The sequence below is a fragment of the Streptomyces sp. NPDC102467 genome, assembly GCF_044765445.1.
Taxonomy (GTDB): Bacteria; Actinomycetota; Actinomycetes; order Streptomycetales; family Streptomycetaceae; genus Streptomyces.
Genome location: NZ_JBIWKA010000001.1, coordinates 167,813 through 184,472 on the forward strand (window position 1 = coordinate 167,813; position 16,660 = coordinate 184,472).

Consider the following 16,660-nt stretch of genomic DNA (forward strand, 5'->3'; position numbering starts at 1 on the left):
CCGTATCTATGCGCGTAGAGTCGGCGGTCAGTGATTTTCCGTATTCCGCTGCATTCCGCTACCGGGAGGAAGTGCCATGGACGTCATCTCCGTCATCCGTACGAAGCGGGACCGCGGGCGGCTCAGTGACGCGCAGATCGACTGGGTCGTCGACGCGTACACGCGCGGGGCCGTCGCCGATGAGCAGATGTCCGCCCTGGCCATGGCGATCTTCCTGAACGGCATGGACCGCGCCGAGATCGCCCGCTGGACCGCCGCGATGATCAACTCCGGTGAGCGGATGGACTTCTCGGTGCTGGCGCGCCCGGCCGCCGACAAGCACTCCACCGGTGGCGTCGGCGACAAGATCACGCTGCCGCTCGCCCCTCTGGTCGCGGCGTGCGGCGCGGCCGTACCGCAGCTCTCGGGCCGGGGCCTCGGCCACACCGGCGGCACGCTCGACAAGCTGGAGTCGATCCCCGGCTGGCGCGCGGACATCACCAACGACGAGATGATGCGCACCCTGGAGGACGTCGGCGCCGTCATCTGCGCGCCCGGCAGCGGGCTCGCCCCCGCCGACAAGAAGCTCTACGCGCTGCGCGACGTCACCGCGACCGTGGACTGCATCCCGCTCATCGCCTCGTCGATCATGTCGAAGAAGATCGCGGAGGGGACGGGTTCGCTGGTCCTGGACGTGAAGGTGGGCACCGGCGCCTTCATGCAGGAGCTGGAGCAGGCCCGCGAACTCGCCCGCACGATGGTCGGCCTCGGCGCCGACCACGGCCTGCCGACCGTGGCCCTGGTGACGGACATGAACACCCCGCTCGGCCTGACCGCGGGCAACGCGCTCGAAGTCCGGGAATCCGTCGAGGTGTTGGCGGGCGGCGGCCCCGCGGACGTCGTCGAGCTCACCCTCGCCCTCGCCCGGGAGATGCTGGACGCGGCGGGCCTCAAGGACGCCGACCCGGCGAAGGCCCTCGCCGACGGCTCGGCGATGGACGCGTGGCGCCGGATGATCGCGGCCCAGGGCGGCGACCCGGCCGCGGCGCTGCCCACGGCCCGCGAGACGCACGTGGTGACGGCCCCGTCCTCGGGCGTCCTCACCCGCCTCGACGCGATGGGCGTCGGCCTCGCCGCCTGGCGCCTGGGCGCGGGCCGCTCCCGCAAGGAGGACCCGGTACAGGCCGCCGCCGGCGTCGAACTGCACGCCAAGCCCGGCGACGCCGTGAGCGCGGGGCAGCCTCTGCTGACCCTGCACACGGATACCCCGGAGCGGTTCGCGTACGCGCTGGAGTCCCTGGAGGGGGCGTACGACATCGCGGCCGCGGGGACGGAGTTCTCGGCGCGCCCGATTGTGCTGGAACGTCTCTCCTGACCTGCGGTTTTCCCATTCGGGTAAACGGGATCGGTGGGCTGCCGCCGGTCCCGCTCACCGTGGTGTGGTGGCCCGTGCTCTGAGAGCCTGAGTCACCCCAGCAGCGCCGCCACCACCACAAGCACCGGCACCGAAGCCATCGTCGACAGCAGGATCGACTCCCGGGCCAGGCGTTCACCGACCCCGTAGTGGCTCGCGTACGTGAACAGGTTCTGGGCCGCCGGGAGCGCCGACGTCACCACGACGTCCAGCAGGCGATCGCCGTGCAGGCCGAAGACGAACGACGCGAGGGCCCACGCCGCGACCGGTTGCCCCACCGACTTCAGGACCGTCGACAGCAGCACCGGCACCCGCTCCACCCCGCGCCCGCCCGGCCAGGAACTCCCGCACAGCGAGATGCCGAACGCGATGAGGATCGCCGGGACGGACATGTTCGCGATCAGTTCCAGCGGGTCGAAGACGGGGGAGGGGACCGTGACGCCCGCCGCGGAGACCAGCACCCCCGCCAGCGCGCCGATCGCGATCGGGTTGCGGAACGGGGTGAGCAGCCGCTGCCCCCACGTCTGCCGGGTCCCGGACGACTCCGCGAGGTCGAGGATCGTCAGGGCGACCGGCGTCACGATGATCTGCTGGAAGAGCAGGACCGGCGCCACGAGCGAGGCGTCACCGAGGACGTACACCGCGATCGGGATACCCAGGTTCCCCGAGTTCACGTAACTCGAGCAGAGCGCGCCGATCGTGGTGCGGCCGACACCCCAGCCGCGTACGACACCCACCGCGATGAAGACACCCGCCATCGCCGCCGTGGAGACCGCCGTGACCAGCAGGCTCGGCGACAGGATCAGGGACAGGTCCGCCTTGGCCAGCATCGTGAACAGCAGCGCGGGGGTGGCCACATGGAAGGCCAGCTTGGTCAGGACCTCGCGGCCGCCCTCGCCCAGATAACCGCGCCTGCCGATGACATAGCCGACCGCGATGACAATGGCGATGACCGCGAACCCGTTGAGAACCCCTTGCACGGGTCCCACCCTCGGACGCGGGGTAACCGCAGGTCAACGTTGATCCACGTCAACGTGATCCACTCCACGCCGCCCTCCACGGCCGACCGCGATGAATTCCGGCCGGACGCACGGTCTGCTCTACGTGACCGCCTCCTCGTCTCCTCCTGTCGTGGTGGTCGCCGGGCCGATCGGGCCCGGCGACGCGCCCCAGTTGTGCGACCGCGTCCGCGCCGCCCAGGAAAGCGCCCCGGGCGACGGTCCCGAACGCGGTCCGACCGTCATCTGCGACGTCTCCGGCGTGACCAGCACGGACCTCGCCACCGTCGACGCGCTCGCCCGCATGCAGCTCGCGGCCCGCCGGGCGGGGGGACGGATACGGCTGCGCGATCCGTCCCCGAAGCTGCTCCTGCTCCTGCGGCTCGCCGGGCTCGACGAAGCGCTGGGCTCAGGCGGGCAGCCGCTCGGGGACGCCGAACAGCGGGAACCACCGCTTGCCGAGGTCCAGGAAGCAGTGGAAACCGGCGATCCGGCCGTCTGAGATCTCCAGCACCTGGATCGCCCAGGGCACGAACCCACCGCTGTCCGGGTCCGGCTTGTAGTGGGCGAACGCCGGCGTCCCGTTCGCCACCACCGGCAGCAGGCGCGAGCCCGCGCACTCGTGGCCGAGCGTCGTCATGAAGCCCGTGATGTCCGCCGTGCCGCGCAGCCACAGGTCGAACGGCGGCATCGTCATGATGGCGTCCTCGGCGAGCAGCTCGGTCAGCGCCTTCATGTCGTACCCCTCGAACGCCGCGACGTAGCGGTCGAGCAGCTTCTGCTGTTCGGCGTCGAGAGGGTTCGCCGTCGAGGAGTCGGCGGGCGGCGCGTCCGCGAGCGTCGAACGGGCCCGCTGCAGCGCGCTGTTGACCGACGCGACCGAGGTGTCGAGCAGCTCGGCGACCTCGCTCGCCTTCCACGCGAGGACCTCGCGCAGGATCAGCACCGCCCGCTGCTTCGCCGGCAGTTGCTGCAGGGCCGCGACGAACGCGAGCCGTACCGACTCCCTGGCCACCGCCGCCTCCGCCGGGTCGTGGAGCGTCGGCAGCACGCGACTGTCCGGCATCGGCTCCAGCCACACATTGTCCGGGCGCGGGCTCAGCGCGGCCTGCGCGAGCGGGGCCGCCGCCGTCAGGTCCATCGGACGGGCCCGCTTGTTCCCCGCGTTCAACGAATCGAGGCACACGTTCGTCGCGATGCGGTACAGCCAGGAACGCAGCGAGGAGCGGCCCTCGAACTTGTCGAAGCTGCGCCAGGCCCGCACCATCGTGTCCTGCACGGCGTCCTCGGCCTCGAACGCCGAACCCAGCATCCGATAGCAGTACCCGGTCAGCTCGACCCGGTGCTTCTCCAGGTCGTCGAGCCCGGCTTTCGTCGCGGTGTCGCTCATCGTCCAACGCCCCCATCGCCGCTGTGAGTCCCAGGACTCCGAAAGCTACCGCAGCCCACTGACAACGGCCCCCGGACCCGCGAAACGCGCAGGTCGGAGGGCCGATGACGGAACCCCTGAGGCAGTAGTCGTTCAGTGTGCGGCGATCGTGCCCGCCGGCGTACCGCGCCGCTGCGCGCGAGCCGCGTACGTGCCCCACAGCGTGACCGAGACGACGCCGAGCACGGCCACGACACCCAGGGCCACCGTGCCCGCCCAGCCCCCCGCGTGGAAGGCGACGGCGCCGACGGCCGAGCCGACGCTGGAGCCGATGTAGTACGCGGACTGGTACAGCGCGGAGGCCTGCGCCCGGCCGTGCGTGGCGGTGTGGCTGACGGACGACGACGCCGTCGCGTGCCCGGCGAAGAAGCCCGCCGTGATCAGCACCAACCCGAGGAGGATGAGCGGCAGTTGAGGTACGAGGGCGAGCAGCAGGCCCGCCGTCGTCGTGCCCGCGGCCAGGTACAGCGTGCCGCGCCGACCGAGCCGCGCGACCAGCTTGCCGGCCGCCGCCGAGGAGACCGTACCGACGAGGTACACGAGGAAGATGGAGCCGACGACGCCCTGCGGCAGGGAGAACGGGGCGGCCGTGAGCCGGTAGCCGATCACCGTGTACACCGCGCCGAACACCAGCATGAACAGCGCGCCGATCACATACAGGCGGCGCAGCAGCGGGTTGGCGAGGTGGCTGCCGACGGTCCTTGCCAGGGCGCGCGGGCGCAGCGAGCCCGGCGTGAAGTGGCGCGGCGCGGGCAGCAGCATCCGGAACGCGACGGCGCACGCCACCGCGATCACGCCGACGGTACCGACGGCCGCCCGCCAGCCCCACTCCTGTGCGATCCAGCCGCCGATGACGCGGCCGCTCATGCCTCCGATGGAGTTGCCCGCGACGAACAGGCCGATGGCCGTGACAAGCGCCTTCGGCCGCACCTCCTCCGCGAGATACGCCATCGCGGAGGCGGGTAGACCGGCGAGCGCCGCGCCCTGCAGTACGCGCAGCGCGATCAGTACGCCGAGGTTCGGTGCGAAGGGGACGAGCAGCCCCACCGTGACGGCCACCGTCAGGGAGGCCGTCATCACCGTGCGCCGCCCGAACCGCTCGGACAGCGCGCTCAGCGGCAGTACACACAGCGCGAGCGCGCCGGTCGCCCCGGAGACCGTCCAGCTCGCCGCGCTCGCGCTCGCCCCGAAGCCCGCGGAGACGAGGGGGAGCAGCGCCTGCGTCGAGTAGAGCAGGGCGAACGTGGCGACACCGGCGAGGAAGAGGGCGAAGCTCATGCGGCGGTAGCCGGGCCCGCCCGGGCGCATGCGCGTATCAGTGGATTCGGCGGTCTCGGGAGATACGACGGATACGGCAGAGGCAGCAGGCATGCAATGAACGTAGGACTCCATGATTCATGCGTCCAATGCATGAACGCCCCATAATCGTTCCCATGGAGCATCAGCACAGGTCACACGCGCCACTGTCACGCATCAGTGACGCAGAAGACATGTCGAGCGACGCGATCGTCCGGCTGCTCGCCCCACGGCTCGCCTACTTCGCCGGGGTGGCCCGCACCGAGCACGTCACGCGCGCCGCGCACGAGATGCAGGTCCCGCAGTCGACGCTGTCGCGCGCCATGGTGCGGCTCGAACACGACCTGGGTGTCGACCTGTTCGCCCGCCACGGCAGGACCGTCTCGCTCACCCCCGCGGGCCGCACCTTCCTCACCTCCGTGGAGCGGGCGCTCGGCGAGGTCGAGAAGGCCGCCGAGTCCGTACGCGCCGACGCCGACCCCGAGTCCGGCAAGGTGGCCTTCGGCTTCCTGCACACCATGGGGACGGAGACGGTGCCGGGGCTGATCCGCGCCTTCCGCGCCGACCACCCCCGCATCCGCTTCAGCCTCGTCCAGAACTACGGCGAGGCGATGCTGGAGCGGCTGCGCGCAGGGGAACTCGACCTCTGCCTGACCTCGCCCGTGCCGGACGCCCCCGGCCTGGTCGCCCGCCGCCTCGACGAGCAGCGGCTGCGCCTCGTCGTCCCCGAGGACCACCGCCTCGCGGCCCGCAAGCGGATCCGGCTCGCGGAGACCGCCGACGAGTCCTTCGTGACCCTCGAACCCGGCTACGGTCTGCGCCGCATCACCGACGACCTGTGCGCGGAGGCGGGCTTCACGCCCCGGATCGCGTTCGAGGGCGAGGAGGCCGAGACCCTGCGCGGGCTCGTCGCGGCGGGTCTCGGCGTGGCCCTGCTGCCGCCACCGGCCGTGCCCCGTCCGGGAGTTGTGGAACTGGCGGTCACCGGACAGCGCGCGGTCCGCGAGATCGGCGTGGCCTGGCTGGACGGACATCCGGACACGCCTCCCGTGGCGGCGTTCAAGAAGTTCCTGCTGTCACGACGCGGCAGGCTCCTGCCGGAACACGTGTCCGCCGGGTGAGGGACGCCCGGCGCATTGCTCGCGGCCAGTACTCACCCGGTGGACTACTGGTCGAGCGACCGGCCGAACCCCGACGCCAGCGGCATCCGCAGCCCCAGCGGTGGTGGCGCCGCGAGCGCGTCCTGCAAGGGGCGGGAGAAGGGATGGTTGAAGAGGGTGCCGAGCACGAAGTCGACGGCCAGCGCGGTGACTTCGGCGCGGTGCTGCGCGAGCCGGTGACCGTCGGAGTGCACCTCGAAGCGGCACACGTCACGGTTGGCCTTCTTCGCCCGCCCGGCGAACCGGAACGACAACTCCGGGTCGGTGCGCCGGTCGTCGGTGCCGTGCACGATCAGCACCCGCCGCCCCGCGAGCTGTTTCACCGGTTCGGGTGTCGCTGCGACATCGTCCTCCGGCAGCCAAGGGGCGAGCGCCAGCACGGAGTTGACGGCCGTGTGACCGCCCGCGTGCAGCGCCGCGCGGCCGCCCATGTCGGCGCCGACGAGGCAGATCGGCACGTCTCCGTAGCGGCGCACCACCTCGCCCGCGGCCCACTCGGCGTCCCGCGCCGTCTCGGCCTGCGCCCCGTTCCAGCCGCGGTGGCGGTAGTGCACGACATGCGTGACCAGGCCCTCGTCCCGGCCGGAGCGCGCGAGACGGCGCGCGAGCGGCCGCAGTGCCGCGGTCGACAGGGGAGAGGGCCTGCGGGTGGACGTCCGCTCGCCCGCGGGGAGCAGCAGCACCACGCCGCCGACCGCACCGGGCACGGGTCCGACCGCCTTGCCGAGCCTCGCCTCGCGGACCGGCGTCGCTTGCTGCTGCATGACAGAACAGTGTCAGAAGCGTTGATGTACGCCACCCGTCCGCAGGGTCACTGTTGAGTATCAACGGATCACGCCTTCGCACTTCTTCTCGGCGAACCCGCGCGATCTACGCGCGTAGGAGTTAGAGTGCCGAAATGACGAGCCAGACCACCGCGCACCCCAACGGCCCCCGGGTCGCGACCTCGGAGCAGATCCGCCGCGCCCCCAAGGTGCTCCTGCACGACCACCTCGACGGCGGCCTGCGCCCCGGCACGGTCGTCGACCTGGCCCGCGAGCAGGGCTACGAGAACCTGCCGGAGACCGACCCCGACAAGCTCGGCATCTGGTTCCGCGAGGCGGCCGACTCCGGCTCCCTGGAGCGGTACCTGGAGACGTTCGCCCACACCTGCGCCGTCATGCAGACGCGCGAGGCACTCGTGCGGGTCGCCGCCGAGTGCGCCGAGGACCTCGCCGAGGACGGTGTCGTCTACGCCGAGATCCGTTACGCGCCCGAACAGCACCTGGAGCGGGGCCTCACCCTCGAAGAGGTCGTCGAGGCGGTCAACGAGGGCTTCCGCGAGGGCGAGCGCCGCGCGAAGGCGAACGGCCACCGGATCCGGGTCGGCGCGCTGCTCACCGCGATGCGGCACGCGGCCCGCGCCCTGGAGATCGCCGAGCTCGCCAACCGCTACCGCGACCTGGGCGTGGTCGGTTTCGACATCGCGGGCGCGGAGGCGGGCTTCCCTCCCACCCGCCACCTCGACGCGTTCGAGTACCTCAAGCGGGAGAACAACCACTTCACGATCCACGCGGGCGAGGCCTTCGGCCTGCCGTCCATCTGGCAGGCACTGCAGTGGTGCGGCGCCGACCGGCTCGGTCACGGCGTGCGCATCATCGACGACATCCAGGTCGCCGACGACGGCACGGTCGAGCTCGGCCGCCTCGCGAGCTACGTACGCGACAAGCGCGTGCCGCTGGAGATGTGCCCGACGTCCAACTTGCAGACGGGCGCGGCCAGTTCGTACGCCGAGCACCCCATCCGCCTGCTGCGCGAGCTGCGCTTCCGCGTCACGGTCAACACGGACAACCGCCTCATGTCGGGTACCTCGATGAGCCGCGAGTTCGAGCACCTGGTCGACGCGTTCGGGTACACGCTGACGGACTTCGAGTGGTTCACGGTGAACGCGCTGAAGTCGGCCTTCATCCCGTTCGACGAGCGCCTGGCGATGATCGACGACGTCGTCAAGCCCGGCTATGCCGCGCTCCGCTCGGAGTGGCTCTTCAAATAGATCCTCGGGTCAACGTGGGGTTGACGGAGAGCGGAGCCTCGCCGTCCGACCTTCACCGAGCCCCTCTCACCCACCTGACCTGCGGTTAAGCCCTCCGAGTCGGGGGCCGTCAGGACCGGTGGCGCGAGGTCGGCAGTAACTCCTTGGTGATGTTGCGTGTTTGCCGGGCACGGAACCGCATCCCCAAGGAACCAAGGAACAAAGGACCCCATGAAGCAGTCTGCTGCCAAGACCCTCGGTGTTGCCGCTCTCGGTGTCGCCTTCGCCGCCGCCGGTGCCGGTGCCGCGAACGCCGTCGCCCTGCCCGACACTGCCGGAGCCCTCAACTCCGTGACCTCGGGCCTCCCCCTGGAGCAGGCGTCGAGCGTGCTGCCCGCCGGTGGCCCCGAGGCCGTGTCCGCTGCGCAGAGCGCCCTGGGCAGCGGCCTGACCGCCGCCCAGCCCGTCGTCGAGAAGGTCGCGCAGGGCGCCACGGAGGGCGACCCGGTCACCGGTCTGCTCGGTGGCCTGCCTGCCACGAAGAGCCTGCCCACGCAGGGCCTGCCGGTCGGCAGCGGCCTGCCGGCCCTCGGCTGACCCGGCGCACGACGAAGGGGCGCACCCGCTGCTCGCGGGTGCGCCCCTTTTTGCGTACGGTCACGCGCGTCACCAGGCCTGACGGGCCTTGTTCTCGCCGGGCAGCAGGATCCACAGCGCGAGGTAGAGCAGGAACTGCGGGCCGGGCAGCAGACACGACAGCACGAAGATCACGCGCATCGTGGTCGCGGAGGTGCCGAAGCGCCGTGCCAGCGCTGCGCACACTCCGCCGATCATCCGTCCGTTGGTGGGGCGGGCAAGGGCGGTCATGGTGGGCTCCTTCGCGAACCTTCGTAGGGGTGCTTACGTCTGGTGCTTACGTATTCGAAGGTACGGTCACGAAGGGCGCGAAGCGTCAGCTCACGGGGCGACGCCGACCCTGGTAATCGTCGGGGTCGGACCCTGAGCCGACTCCTTCCGGGGGAGGGGAGCCCCCTCCGACCTGCGGCGGAGCCGGGCCCGGAGCGTGGGCACCACGGCGAGGTGCGCAAGGGCCACGCCCATGGTGTTCAGCAGCAGCGAGTCGACATCCACGACCTGCCCGGGAACCCCGGTCTGCAGCAGTTCGATGCCGAGCGAGATCAGCGCGCCCGCCGTGACCGTGCGCACCAGCGAACCCCATACCGACACCTGGAGACGGCCACCCGCGAGCGGCAGCAGCACACCGAGCGGTGCGAGCAGGGCAAGGCCCTCACCGATGCGCTCGGCGCCCTCCTGCCAGCCGAGCGCCAGATCGGCCCTGATGCCGGCCAGCGGATGCAGGTTCGCCGCGCTGACCCAGGGCACGTCGAGCGGGCGCAGCATGACCCATGCGACGAGCAGGAGGTGCACGGCCAGGAGAACGAGCCCTGCCGTACGGAAGCGGATGGCGGCCCCGTGGCCGCCCAAGCTGTGGCGCTGCACGCCCCCCAAGACGCCCGGGGCGGGAGGATCGGTTCCGGGGGGCCCGCGGAGAGCTGGGTCACTATGCGAACGGCGCCGCGCCGCCCTCCCCGGGCGAGGGCCCTAGCTCACCGTCTCGGCAGGGGCGGGCAGCTGTCCTGGACGGGCTTTCACCGCGTCCGAGCACTCGTAGCTGCGCAGCGGGTCGTCGCCCGGGCCGCCGAGGGCCACGTGCGCGCCGTCGTCCGTCGCCACCTTGCTGTTCGCGAATGTGCAGACGATCTGGGCCAGGGCGTACGGGGACAGGTCGTCCGGCGGGGTGTTCAGGCGCAGCGCGTCCGCGGGATCGCCGCCGCGCGGGCCCGAGACCTTCAGGTGGAGGCCGACGTCCGTGGTGTATCCGGCCTGCTTCTCCGCCGCCGTCAGCGGCTTGGACAGCTGCGCGAGGAGTTCCTGGGCGACACCGACCCGTTCGGAGGTCTGGTCGCGTCGCACGGTGACGGTCCGGTCGACCGTCACCAGCTGCGACGTACAGACGAGGAACACCTGCACGTCGAACTCGCCGGCCGTGCGGGCTGCCACACCGTCCGCGCCGGACTGTGAGCAGCCCACGCGCGTGGGGGCGGCGCCGAACTCGGTGGGCACCTCCGTGGACCGGATCCCGCATCCGGACAGCAGCACCGCCGCAAGCCCGGCAAGCCCGGCCAGTACGGTCAGCCGTCCGCGACGCCCCATGGGACGCGTTCCCTGACGCCTGCGTCGAGGCCTCAACTGACGGCACCGCCTTCCGTGGAGTCCTTGGCGTCGTCGGCGTCGTCATCCGCGTCGTGCTCGCCCTCGGCGTCCACCGGCAGCCGGAGCGTGAACACGGCGCCGCCGTCAGGGCAGTTGGCGGCGGTGATCTCGCCCCCGTGGATATGGGCGTTCTCCAGGGCGATGGACAACCCCAGGCCGCTGCCCTCCGACCGCGGCCGGGAGGCGCTCGCCTTGTAGAACCGGTCGAAGACGTGCGGCAGCACGTCCTCGGGGATGCCGGGCCCGTGGTCGCGTACGGCGATGACGAGTTCGGTGCCCTCGTGCTCCGTCCGTACGGAGACGCGCACCGGGGAGCCGCCATGCTTGAGGGCGTTGCCGATGAGGTTGGCGAGGATCACGTCGAGGCGGCGCGGGTCGAGACGGACCATGTTGCCCCGCTCGGCGTCGAGGTCGACGGCGTCCAGCCAGGCGCGGGCGTCGATGCAGGCGGTGATCTGGTCGGCGAGGTCGACGTAGTCCACGACGAGCCGGGCGGTGCCCGCGTCGAAACGGGTCACCTCCATGAGGTTCTCGACCAGGTCGTTGAGGCGCCGGGTCTCGCTGACCACGAGCCGGACCGCGGGCTCGATCATCGGGTCGACGGACCCGGTCTCCGCGTCGAGCTCCTCCTCCAGGACCTCGGTGACGGCGGTGATCGCCGTCAGCGGCGTACGGAGCTCGTGCGACATGTCGGCGACGAAGCGGCGCGAGGCCTCGTCGCGCCCACTCATGTCGGCGACCTTCTTCTCCAGGTTCTCGGCGGTCTTGTTGAACGTCCGCGACAGCTCGGCGAGTTCGTCGGTGCCGGACACCCGCAGCCGGGTGTCGAGCTTGCCCTCGCCGAGCCGCCGCGCGGCCACGCCGAGCCGGTGCACCGGCTTGAGCACGGTGGTCGCGGCGGCCTGCGCGAGCAGCGCCGAGCCGATCAGCGCGAGCCCGGTGGCGATCCCCAGCGACCAGGCGAGGGAGTTGAGATCCTTGGCCTCCGGTTCGAGCGACTTCAGCAGGTAGCCGGTCGGTCCGCCGTCCACCTTCGCGCCGCCCACCAGGTACGGGGTGTCGTCCTGCGTGGTCCGCTGCCAGTACAGGTGGTACGGGTGCTTGTTGTTCTCGGTGGTGCGCTGCTTCTTCTCGACCGCGTCCTGCAAGGAGTCCGGTACGTCGGCGAGCGTGAAGGCGTCGAGATCCGAATTGCCCACCACCCGGCGGCCGTTCTCGTCGGTGCCGATGAGCAGCACGCTGAAGTGCTGGCTGCTGTTGGCCATCAGGTCCGCCGCGTGCTGCAACTCGCCCTGTGTGGGGTGTTCGGGCAGCACGGCGGCCCGGTTCTGCATCTCCTGCCGGAAGTCGCTGAGCGTCGAGTCCTGGGTCCGCGTCAGCACGGCCTCGCGGTTCAGCCAGTACGCGATCCCGGACGCGGACACCGCGGCCGTCAGGGCGACCAGTGCGAACACCACGACGAGGCGCAGGCGCAGGCTGGTGAAGCGCAGGCCGGCCAGTATCGCCCTCTTCGCCGCGGCCCAGCCGCGGAGCTTGTCGTGCGGCTGTGTCACTGAGGCGTGTCCAGCCGGTAGCCCACGCCGCGCACGGTACGGATCAGGGTCGGCGACGACGGCACGTCCTCGATCTTCGCGCGCAGCCGCTGCACGCAGGCGTCGACGAGCCGCGAGTCACCGAGGTAGTCGTGCTCCCAGACGAGACGCAGCAACTGCTGCCGGGACAGCGCCTGCCCGGGACGGCGGCTCAGCTCCAGGAGCAGCCGCAGCTCGGTGGGGGTCAGCTGCAGATCCTCACCGTTCTTGGTGACCGTCATCGCGGCGCGGTCGATGACCAGCGAGCCGAACGACGCCGCGTCATTGGCCTCCCGCTCGCCGCGCCGCAGCACGGCGCGGATACGGGCGTCGAGGACCCGGCCCTGGACGGGTTTGACCACGTAGTCGTCGGCCCCCGACTCCAGGCCCACGACCACGTCGATGTCGTCGCTGCGCGCGGTGAGCAGGATGATCGGCAACTGGTCCGTGCGCCGGATGCGCCGGCACACCTCGAACCCGTCGATGCCGGGCAGCATCACATCGAGGACGATCAGATCGGGCCGCTGCTCGCGCAACAGCTTCAGACCGTCCTCACCGGTGGCAGCGGTAGCCACCCGATGGCCCTGGCGGGTCAGTGACAGCTCCAGGGCCGTGCGGATGGCGTCGTCGTCCTCGATCAGCAACAGGGAAGGCACGAGCGCCATTCTGGCCCATCGGAGGCCTTTAGTTCGACCGCGGGAGTGCTCCCACACCCGACCCGCACAGCCGGAGCCGCTGTGACAGGTCTGTGACAGTCGACGGACACCGTCATGAAGTGACCCGGGCAAGCTTTTGGACATCGCAGCGAAAGACGGCGATGAAGCAAGGAACGAATGACGGAAGTCCGGACTCCACGACGGGGGGCGCGAGATGAACACGCTGCACAGCACCACATCAACCGCAGTTGTCACGCGCCTGCACGACCTGGGCCGTACCGAGCGTCACGAGAAGTCCGGTGCCGTGAGCGGGCGGGGGTGCGCTCGCGGCACCGGGCGTCACAACACCGTGTACATGACGGTGGTCGACACGGTGGCCGACACAGTGATCGACGCACACAAGGCGGTGACCGACGAGGCCGCTCACGGGGGAGCCGCGTACAGGGAGGAATCGGGGGAGCAGCGAGCGTCCCTGTCGGAGGCCGAGTTCACGGCCTACGTCCAAGAGCGCCGCGCCTCCCTGTACGCAACCGCCTACCACCTGACCGGCGACCGGTTCGAGGCCGAGGACCTGCTGCAGAGCGCGCTGTTCTCGACGTACCGGGCCTGGGAGCGGATCAGCGACAAGGCCGCGGTCGGGGGCTACCTGCGCCGCACCATGACGAACCTGCACATCAGCGCGTGGCGCCGCCGCAAGCTGAACGAGTACCCGACCGAGGAGCTGCCGGAGACGGCGGGCGACACGGACGCGATGCGCGGCACGGAGCTGCGCGCGGTGCTGTGGCAGGCGCTGGCGCGCCTTCCCGAGCAGCAGCGCACGATGCTCGTGCTGCGCTACTACGAGGGCCGTACCGACCCGGAGATCGCGGAGATCCTCGACATCAGCGTCGGCACGGTGAAGTCGAGCATCTGGCGGTCGCTGCGGCGGCTGCGGGACGACGAGGTCCTGAGCTTCGGCCGGGACCAGGAGGAGTGCTTCGGGGAGCTTGTCGCCTGAGGCGCCATTCCCTCTGGGGGGAGGGGACCCTGCTCGGGGGAGCGGAGTCGGCACGGGAGAGCGGTATCCGGGGGGATCACGGGGGATCGCTGCGGAGGGGGTGGGGAGCGGGATCAGAAGGCCGGGGGGCCCTTCTGCTCCCGCTTCTCTTTTGTGCGCCCCGCGCTTCTTACGAGGTGGTCCGCGCTTCTTGCGAGCGGCCTGCGCCCCTTACGAGGTGGCCCGCGCCTTGACGCACCGGCCGGCTGCCGCGGCCGCCAGGCGGCCGAGGGCTTCCTCCGTGCCGCAGGCGTGCGCACCGAGTGCCACCTGGCGGGCCACGATGGATCGCTCCGCGCGCATCAGGCGCCAGCCGCGGCGCAGCAGGAACGGGACCGACTTGCGGCCCTCCTTGAGGTCGCGGAGCAGTCGGCGGCGGAACGTCGTCGAGGGGCGGCCGCGCAGGCACAGCGCGTCGGCCAGTACGCCGAGCTCCCGGCAGCGCTCCACGATGTCCGCCGCGAAGATACCCTCCGCGATGAACAGGGGCGTGCGTTCGATGTCGAGCGCCTCTTCGCCCACCCGTGCGCTGGTGGCGAGGGAGTAGACCGGGACGTTGGTCCGGCCCTTCTCGCAGAGCGCGACGATCGCGGCGAGCGCCGTCTCCGTGTCCCAGGACGCCGGAGAGTCCCAGTCGATGTCCGAACTGCCCAGGACCAGCGGCAGTGTCGGGTCGTCACCCTCCTTGTAGAAGTCGTCGAGACACAGCACGGGAAGCCCGGTAAGGGCGGCGAACGACGACTTTCCGGAGCCGGAGGGCCCTGCCAGCAGGACGACCCGGGTCGGTATCGGAGGATGCGAACTCACGAGAGACCAGTGTGAGGCATGGATGCCCCGACGCCGAGCCCGCGTGGTGACGTTGTGGCACGCGCCACTTCAACTACGCTAAGTGGTTCTGTCGTTACCCGAACCGGAAGGCCGAGGCGTAAAGATCATGGCCCGACACGCAGACCGCAAGAACCCGATGCCGACGTCCGGCGCCCGTCGCGCCCTGTTGCGCGCGGGCCTGACCGTGACCGCCGCCGGTGCGGCCGTCGCAGCCGGCGCCGTGACCGCGAGTGCCGCGCCGGCCGGCGGGGCGGACACGGTGACTCCCGTCCAGATCCTGGCGTCGGCGGTCCACTCCTCGACCTCGTACGGACTCGGCCCCGCCAAGAACCTGAAACTCAACCCGCTGGCCGGCACGGGCTCCGACCCCCTGGACAACGCGGTGGGCACCCAGATCGCGGACTTCAAGCCGATCAGCACGGCGGTGCTCACCGGCCCGCTGGCCTCGGGAAGTTCACTCTCCGAGCTGCCGGTCATCGGCGCCGCGACCGGCATCCTGCCCGGCTGACCGACCCGGGGCCCTTCCGACGGCCCTATCCGTCGGCCCCGGGTGCGGTGCGTGTCCGCAGCGGCGTCTCGCGCACCGCCCAGGCGACGGCGAACGCCGCCGCGCACAGCACCGCCGTGCCGAGGGCCACGCCGTGCAGCCCGTCGACGACGCTCGCCCGGAACGCGGCCGGGCGCGCCCCCTCCCGCACCCGCCCCGCGTAGACCGAGCCGAGCACCGCCACCCCGAGCGAACCGCCGACCGTGCGCAGCAGGGTCTGGGTGCCGTTGGCCGCTCCCAGGTCCCGTGGCTCGGCACTGTTCATGGTGATCAGCATGGCCGGCTGCATCAGGCAGCCGAGGCCTGCGCCGAGGAGCAGGGGCAGTCCTGACGCCGCCCACGCCGGGGTCCCGGTGCCGAGCAGGAGCAGGGCGAGCGCGCCCGCCGTCGCCAGCGCGCCGCCCGCGATCGGGTAGCGGCGGTAGCGCCCGCCCACGCTCACCCGGCGGCCGATCAGCAGTTGGGCGGCCATCATGCCGAGCATCAGCGGAAGCAGCAGTAGTCCGCTCTCCGTCGCCGACATGCCGCGTACGAGCTGCATGTACTGCGGCAGGTAACTGGCGGCCGCGAGCATGGCGGCCCCCGAGGTGAAGCTCAGGATCTGCGCGACCGTGAAGTTCCGGTCGTGGAAGAGGCGGGGCGGGATCACCGGCTCGGCCGCCCGCCGTTCCGCCCGCACGAACCCCGCGAGCGCCCCCGCCGAGACGAGCGCGAGCCCCAGGATCTGCGGTGACGTCCACGCGTACGTCGTTCCTGCCCAGCTCGCCAGCAGCGTCAGGGCGAGGATCGTCGCGGTGAGGAGCCCCGCGCCCGCCAGGTCGATACGGGCCCGGATCCGCTGCGTGCGTACCCGGACGCCGGCTCCGATGATCGTGAGGGCGACGGCGCCGACCGGGAGGTTGACGTAGAACACCCAGCGCCAGTTCAACTGGTCGGTGAGGAAGCCGCCGATCAGCGGGCCGCCGATCATGGCCGCGGGCAGCAGGACGCCGATGAGTGACTGCGCGCGGCCGGCCTCGGCCGGGGTCAGCAGCGTTCCGATGAGTGAGAGCGCGCCGACGAACAGGCCGCCCGCACCGATGCCCTGGAGGGCCCGGAAGGCGATCAACTGCCCCATGTCCTGGGCGAGTCCGCACAGCACGGAGCCGACGAGGAAGACGGTGATGGAGGCGAGATATCCGCCCTTGCGGCCGTAGAGGTCGCCGAGTTTTCCCCACAGGGGCGTGGAGACGGCGGCGGTCAGCAGGTACGCCGTCACCACCCACGACAGATGGGTGAGACCGCCCAGGTCGGCGACGATGATGGGCAGCGCCGTGCCGACGACGGTGCCGTCGAGGGTGGCGAGCACGATGCCGAGCAGCAGGCCGAGGAGCACCGTGCGGGACGGCGCCGCATCGGCCTTCTCTCCACTGAATCCGGTGGTCTCCGTACGTATGGTCATGGCTCCCCCTGAGGTTTCCG

The 16,660-nt window shown here is 71.3% G+C and carries 18 protein-coding genes; 7 read left to right on the top strand and 11 right to left on the bottom strand.

Features of this window, described 5'->3' with window-relative positions:
* The first annotated feature begins 76 nt into the window (after window positions 1–76).
* On the top strand, window positions 77–1,354 hold the full coding sequence (locus tag ACIREE_RS00690; RefSeq protein WP_404144505.1) for a thymidine phosphorylase: 1,278 nt from the start codon (window positions 77–79) through the stop codon (window positions 1,352–1,354).
* A 92-nt stretch (window positions 1,355–1,446) separates the two neighbouring features.
* On the opposite strand, the gene ACIREE_RS00695 is transcribed toward ACIREE_RS00690, so the two are convergent.
* Window positions 1,447–2,373, bottom strand: a complete 927-nt coding sequence (locus tag ACIREE_RS00695; protein WP_404144507.1) for an AEC family transporter — start codon at window positions 2,371–2,373, stop codon at window positions 1,447–1,449.
* Window positions 2,374–2,464: 91 nt separating this feature from the next.
* Here ACIREE_RS00695 and ACIREE_RS00700 point away from each other — a divergent pair, with 91 nt between their 5' ends.
* Window positions 2,465–2,893 carry an STAS domain-containing protein gene (locus ACIREE_RS00700; protein WP_404144509.1) on the top strand — a complete coding sequence of 143 codons (429 nt, stop codon included), beginning with the start codon at window positions 2,465–2,467 and terminating at the stop codon, window positions 2,891–2,893.
* Here ACIREE_RS00700 and ACIREE_RS00705 read toward each other — a convergent pair.
* Both ACIREE_RS00705 and ACIREE_RS00710 read right to left on the bottom strand, forming a co-directional pair.
* Entirely contained in the window at window positions 2,801–3,781 is a 981-nt protein-coding gene (locus ACIREE_RS00705) for a sigma-70 family RNA polymerase sigma factor (protein WP_404144510.1), read from the bottom strand. The genes ACIREE_RS00700 and ACIREE_RS00705 overlap by 93 nt on opposite strands.
* 132 nt (window positions 3,782–3,913) lie before the next feature.
* Entirely contained in the window at window positions 3,914–5,191 is a 1,278-nt protein-coding gene (locus tag ACIREE_RS00710) for an MFS transporter (protein WP_404144512.1), read from the bottom strand.
* Window positions 5,192–5,253: 62 nt separating this feature from the next.
* Between ACIREE_RS00710 and ACIREE_RS00715 the strand changes: the two genes are divergently transcribed.
* Window positions 5,254–6,237: a LysR family transcriptional regulator gene (locus ACIREE_RS00715; RefSeq protein ID WP_404144514.1), complete on the top strand. Its 984-nt coding sequence runs from the start codon at window positions 5,254–5,256 to the stop codon at window positions 6,235–6,237.
* 44 nt (window positions 6,238–6,281) lie between these two features.
* Here ACIREE_RS00715 and ACIREE_RS00720 read toward each other — a convergent pair whose 3' ends face one another.
* Complete coding sequence (locus tag ACIREE_RS00720; RefSeq protein WP_404144515.1) at window positions 6,282–7,040, bottom strand: alpha/beta hydrolase; 759 nt, start codon at window positions 7,038–7,040, stop codon at window positions 6,282–6,284.
* A gap of 134 nt (window positions 7,041–7,174) precedes the next feature.
* Here ACIREE_RS00720 and ACIREE_RS00725 point away from each other — a divergent pair, with 134 nt between their 5' ends.
* Window positions 7,175–8,308, top strand: a complete 1,134-nt coding sequence (locus ACIREE_RS00725; RefSeq protein WP_404144517.1) for an adenosine deaminase — start codon at window positions 7,175–7,177, stop codon at window positions 8,306–8,308.
* Window positions 8,309–8,518: 210 nt separating this feature from the next.
* Window positions 8,519–8,884 (top strand): ATP-binding protein, encoded by a 366-nt coding sequence (locus ACIREE_RS00730; protein ID WP_404144519.1) that lies wholly within the window; start codon window positions 8,519–8,521, stop codon window positions 8,882–8,884.
* 69 nt (window positions 8,885–8,953) lie between these two features.
* Here the strand turns inward: ACIREE_RS00730 and ACIREE_RS00735 are convergent, their stop codons facing one another.
* The 5 genes from ACIREE_RS00735 to afsQ1 form a co-directional block, all read right to left on the bottom strand.
* Window positions 8,954–9,154, bottom strand: coding sequence for a PspC domain-containing protein (locus tag ACIREE_RS00735; RefSeq protein ID WP_404144521.1), 201 nt, complete (start codon window positions 9,152–9,154; stop codon window positions 8,954–8,956).
* Between the two features lie 90 nt (window positions 9,155–9,244).
* Window positions 9,245–9,787, bottom strand: a complete 543-nt coding sequence (locus ACIREE_RS00740; protein ID WP_404144523.1) for a VanZ family protein — start codon at window positions 9,785–9,787, stop codon at window positions 9,245–9,247.
* Between the two features lie 102 nt (window positions 9,788–9,889).
* Window positions 9,890–10,501, bottom strand: a complete 612-nt coding sequence (locus tag ACIREE_RS00745) for a hypothetical protein (RefSeq protein WP_404144524.1) — start codon at window positions 10,499–10,501, stop codon at window positions 9,890–9,892.
* Between the two features lie 32 nt (window positions 10,502–10,533).
* Window positions 10,534–12,114 (bottom strand): ATP-binding protein, encoded by a 1,581-nt coding sequence (locus tag ACIREE_RS00750; protein ID WP_404144526.1) that lies wholly within the window; start codon window positions 12,112–12,114, stop codon window positions 10,534–10,536.
* Window positions 12,111–12,788 carry a two-component system response regulator AfsQ1 gene (gene afsQ1, locus ACIREE_RS00755; protein WP_363196826.1) on the bottom strand — a complete coding sequence of 226 codons (678 nt, stop codon included), beginning with the start codon at window positions 12,786–12,788 and terminating at the stop codon, window positions 12,111–12,113. Before afsQ1 ends, ACIREE_RS00750 begins: the two co-directional genes overlap by 4 nt.
* A gap of 214 nt (window positions 12,789–13,002) precedes the next feature.
* Between afsQ1 and ACIREE_RS00760 the strand changes: the two genes are divergently transcribed.
* Complete coding sequence (locus ACIREE_RS00760; RefSeq protein WP_404144527.1) at window positions 13,003–13,785, top strand: SigE family RNA polymerase sigma factor; 783 nt, start codon at window positions 13,003–13,005, stop codon at window positions 13,783–13,785.
* A gap of 210 nt (window positions 13,786–13,995) precedes the next feature.
* Here the strand turns inward: ACIREE_RS00760 and ACIREE_RS00765 are convergent, their stop codons facing one another.
* A complete protein-coding gene (locus ACIREE_RS00765) occupies window positions 13,996–14,631 on the bottom strand; it encodes a uridine kinase (RefSeq protein WP_404144529.1) in 636 nt (211 codons plus the stop codon).
* Window positions 14,632–14,758: 127 nt separating this feature from the next.
* Here ACIREE_RS00765 and ACIREE_RS00770 point away from each other — a divergent pair, with 127 nt between their 5' ends.
* Window positions 14,759–15,160: a hypothetical protein gene (locus tag ACIREE_RS00770; RefSeq protein WP_404144531.1), complete on the top strand. Its 402-nt coding sequence runs from the start codon at window positions 14,759–14,761 to the stop codon at window positions 15,158–15,160.
* Between the two features lie 25 nt (window positions 15,161–15,185).
* Here the strand turns inward: ACIREE_RS00770 and ACIREE_RS00775 are convergent, their stop codons facing one another.
* On the bottom strand, window positions 15,186–16,640 hold the full coding sequence (locus ACIREE_RS00775; protein WP_404144532.1) for a DHA2 family efflux MFS transporter permease subunit: 1,455 nt from the start codon (window positions 16,638–16,640) through the stop codon (window positions 15,186–15,188).
* Window positions 16,641–16,660: the final 20 nt, after the last annotated feature.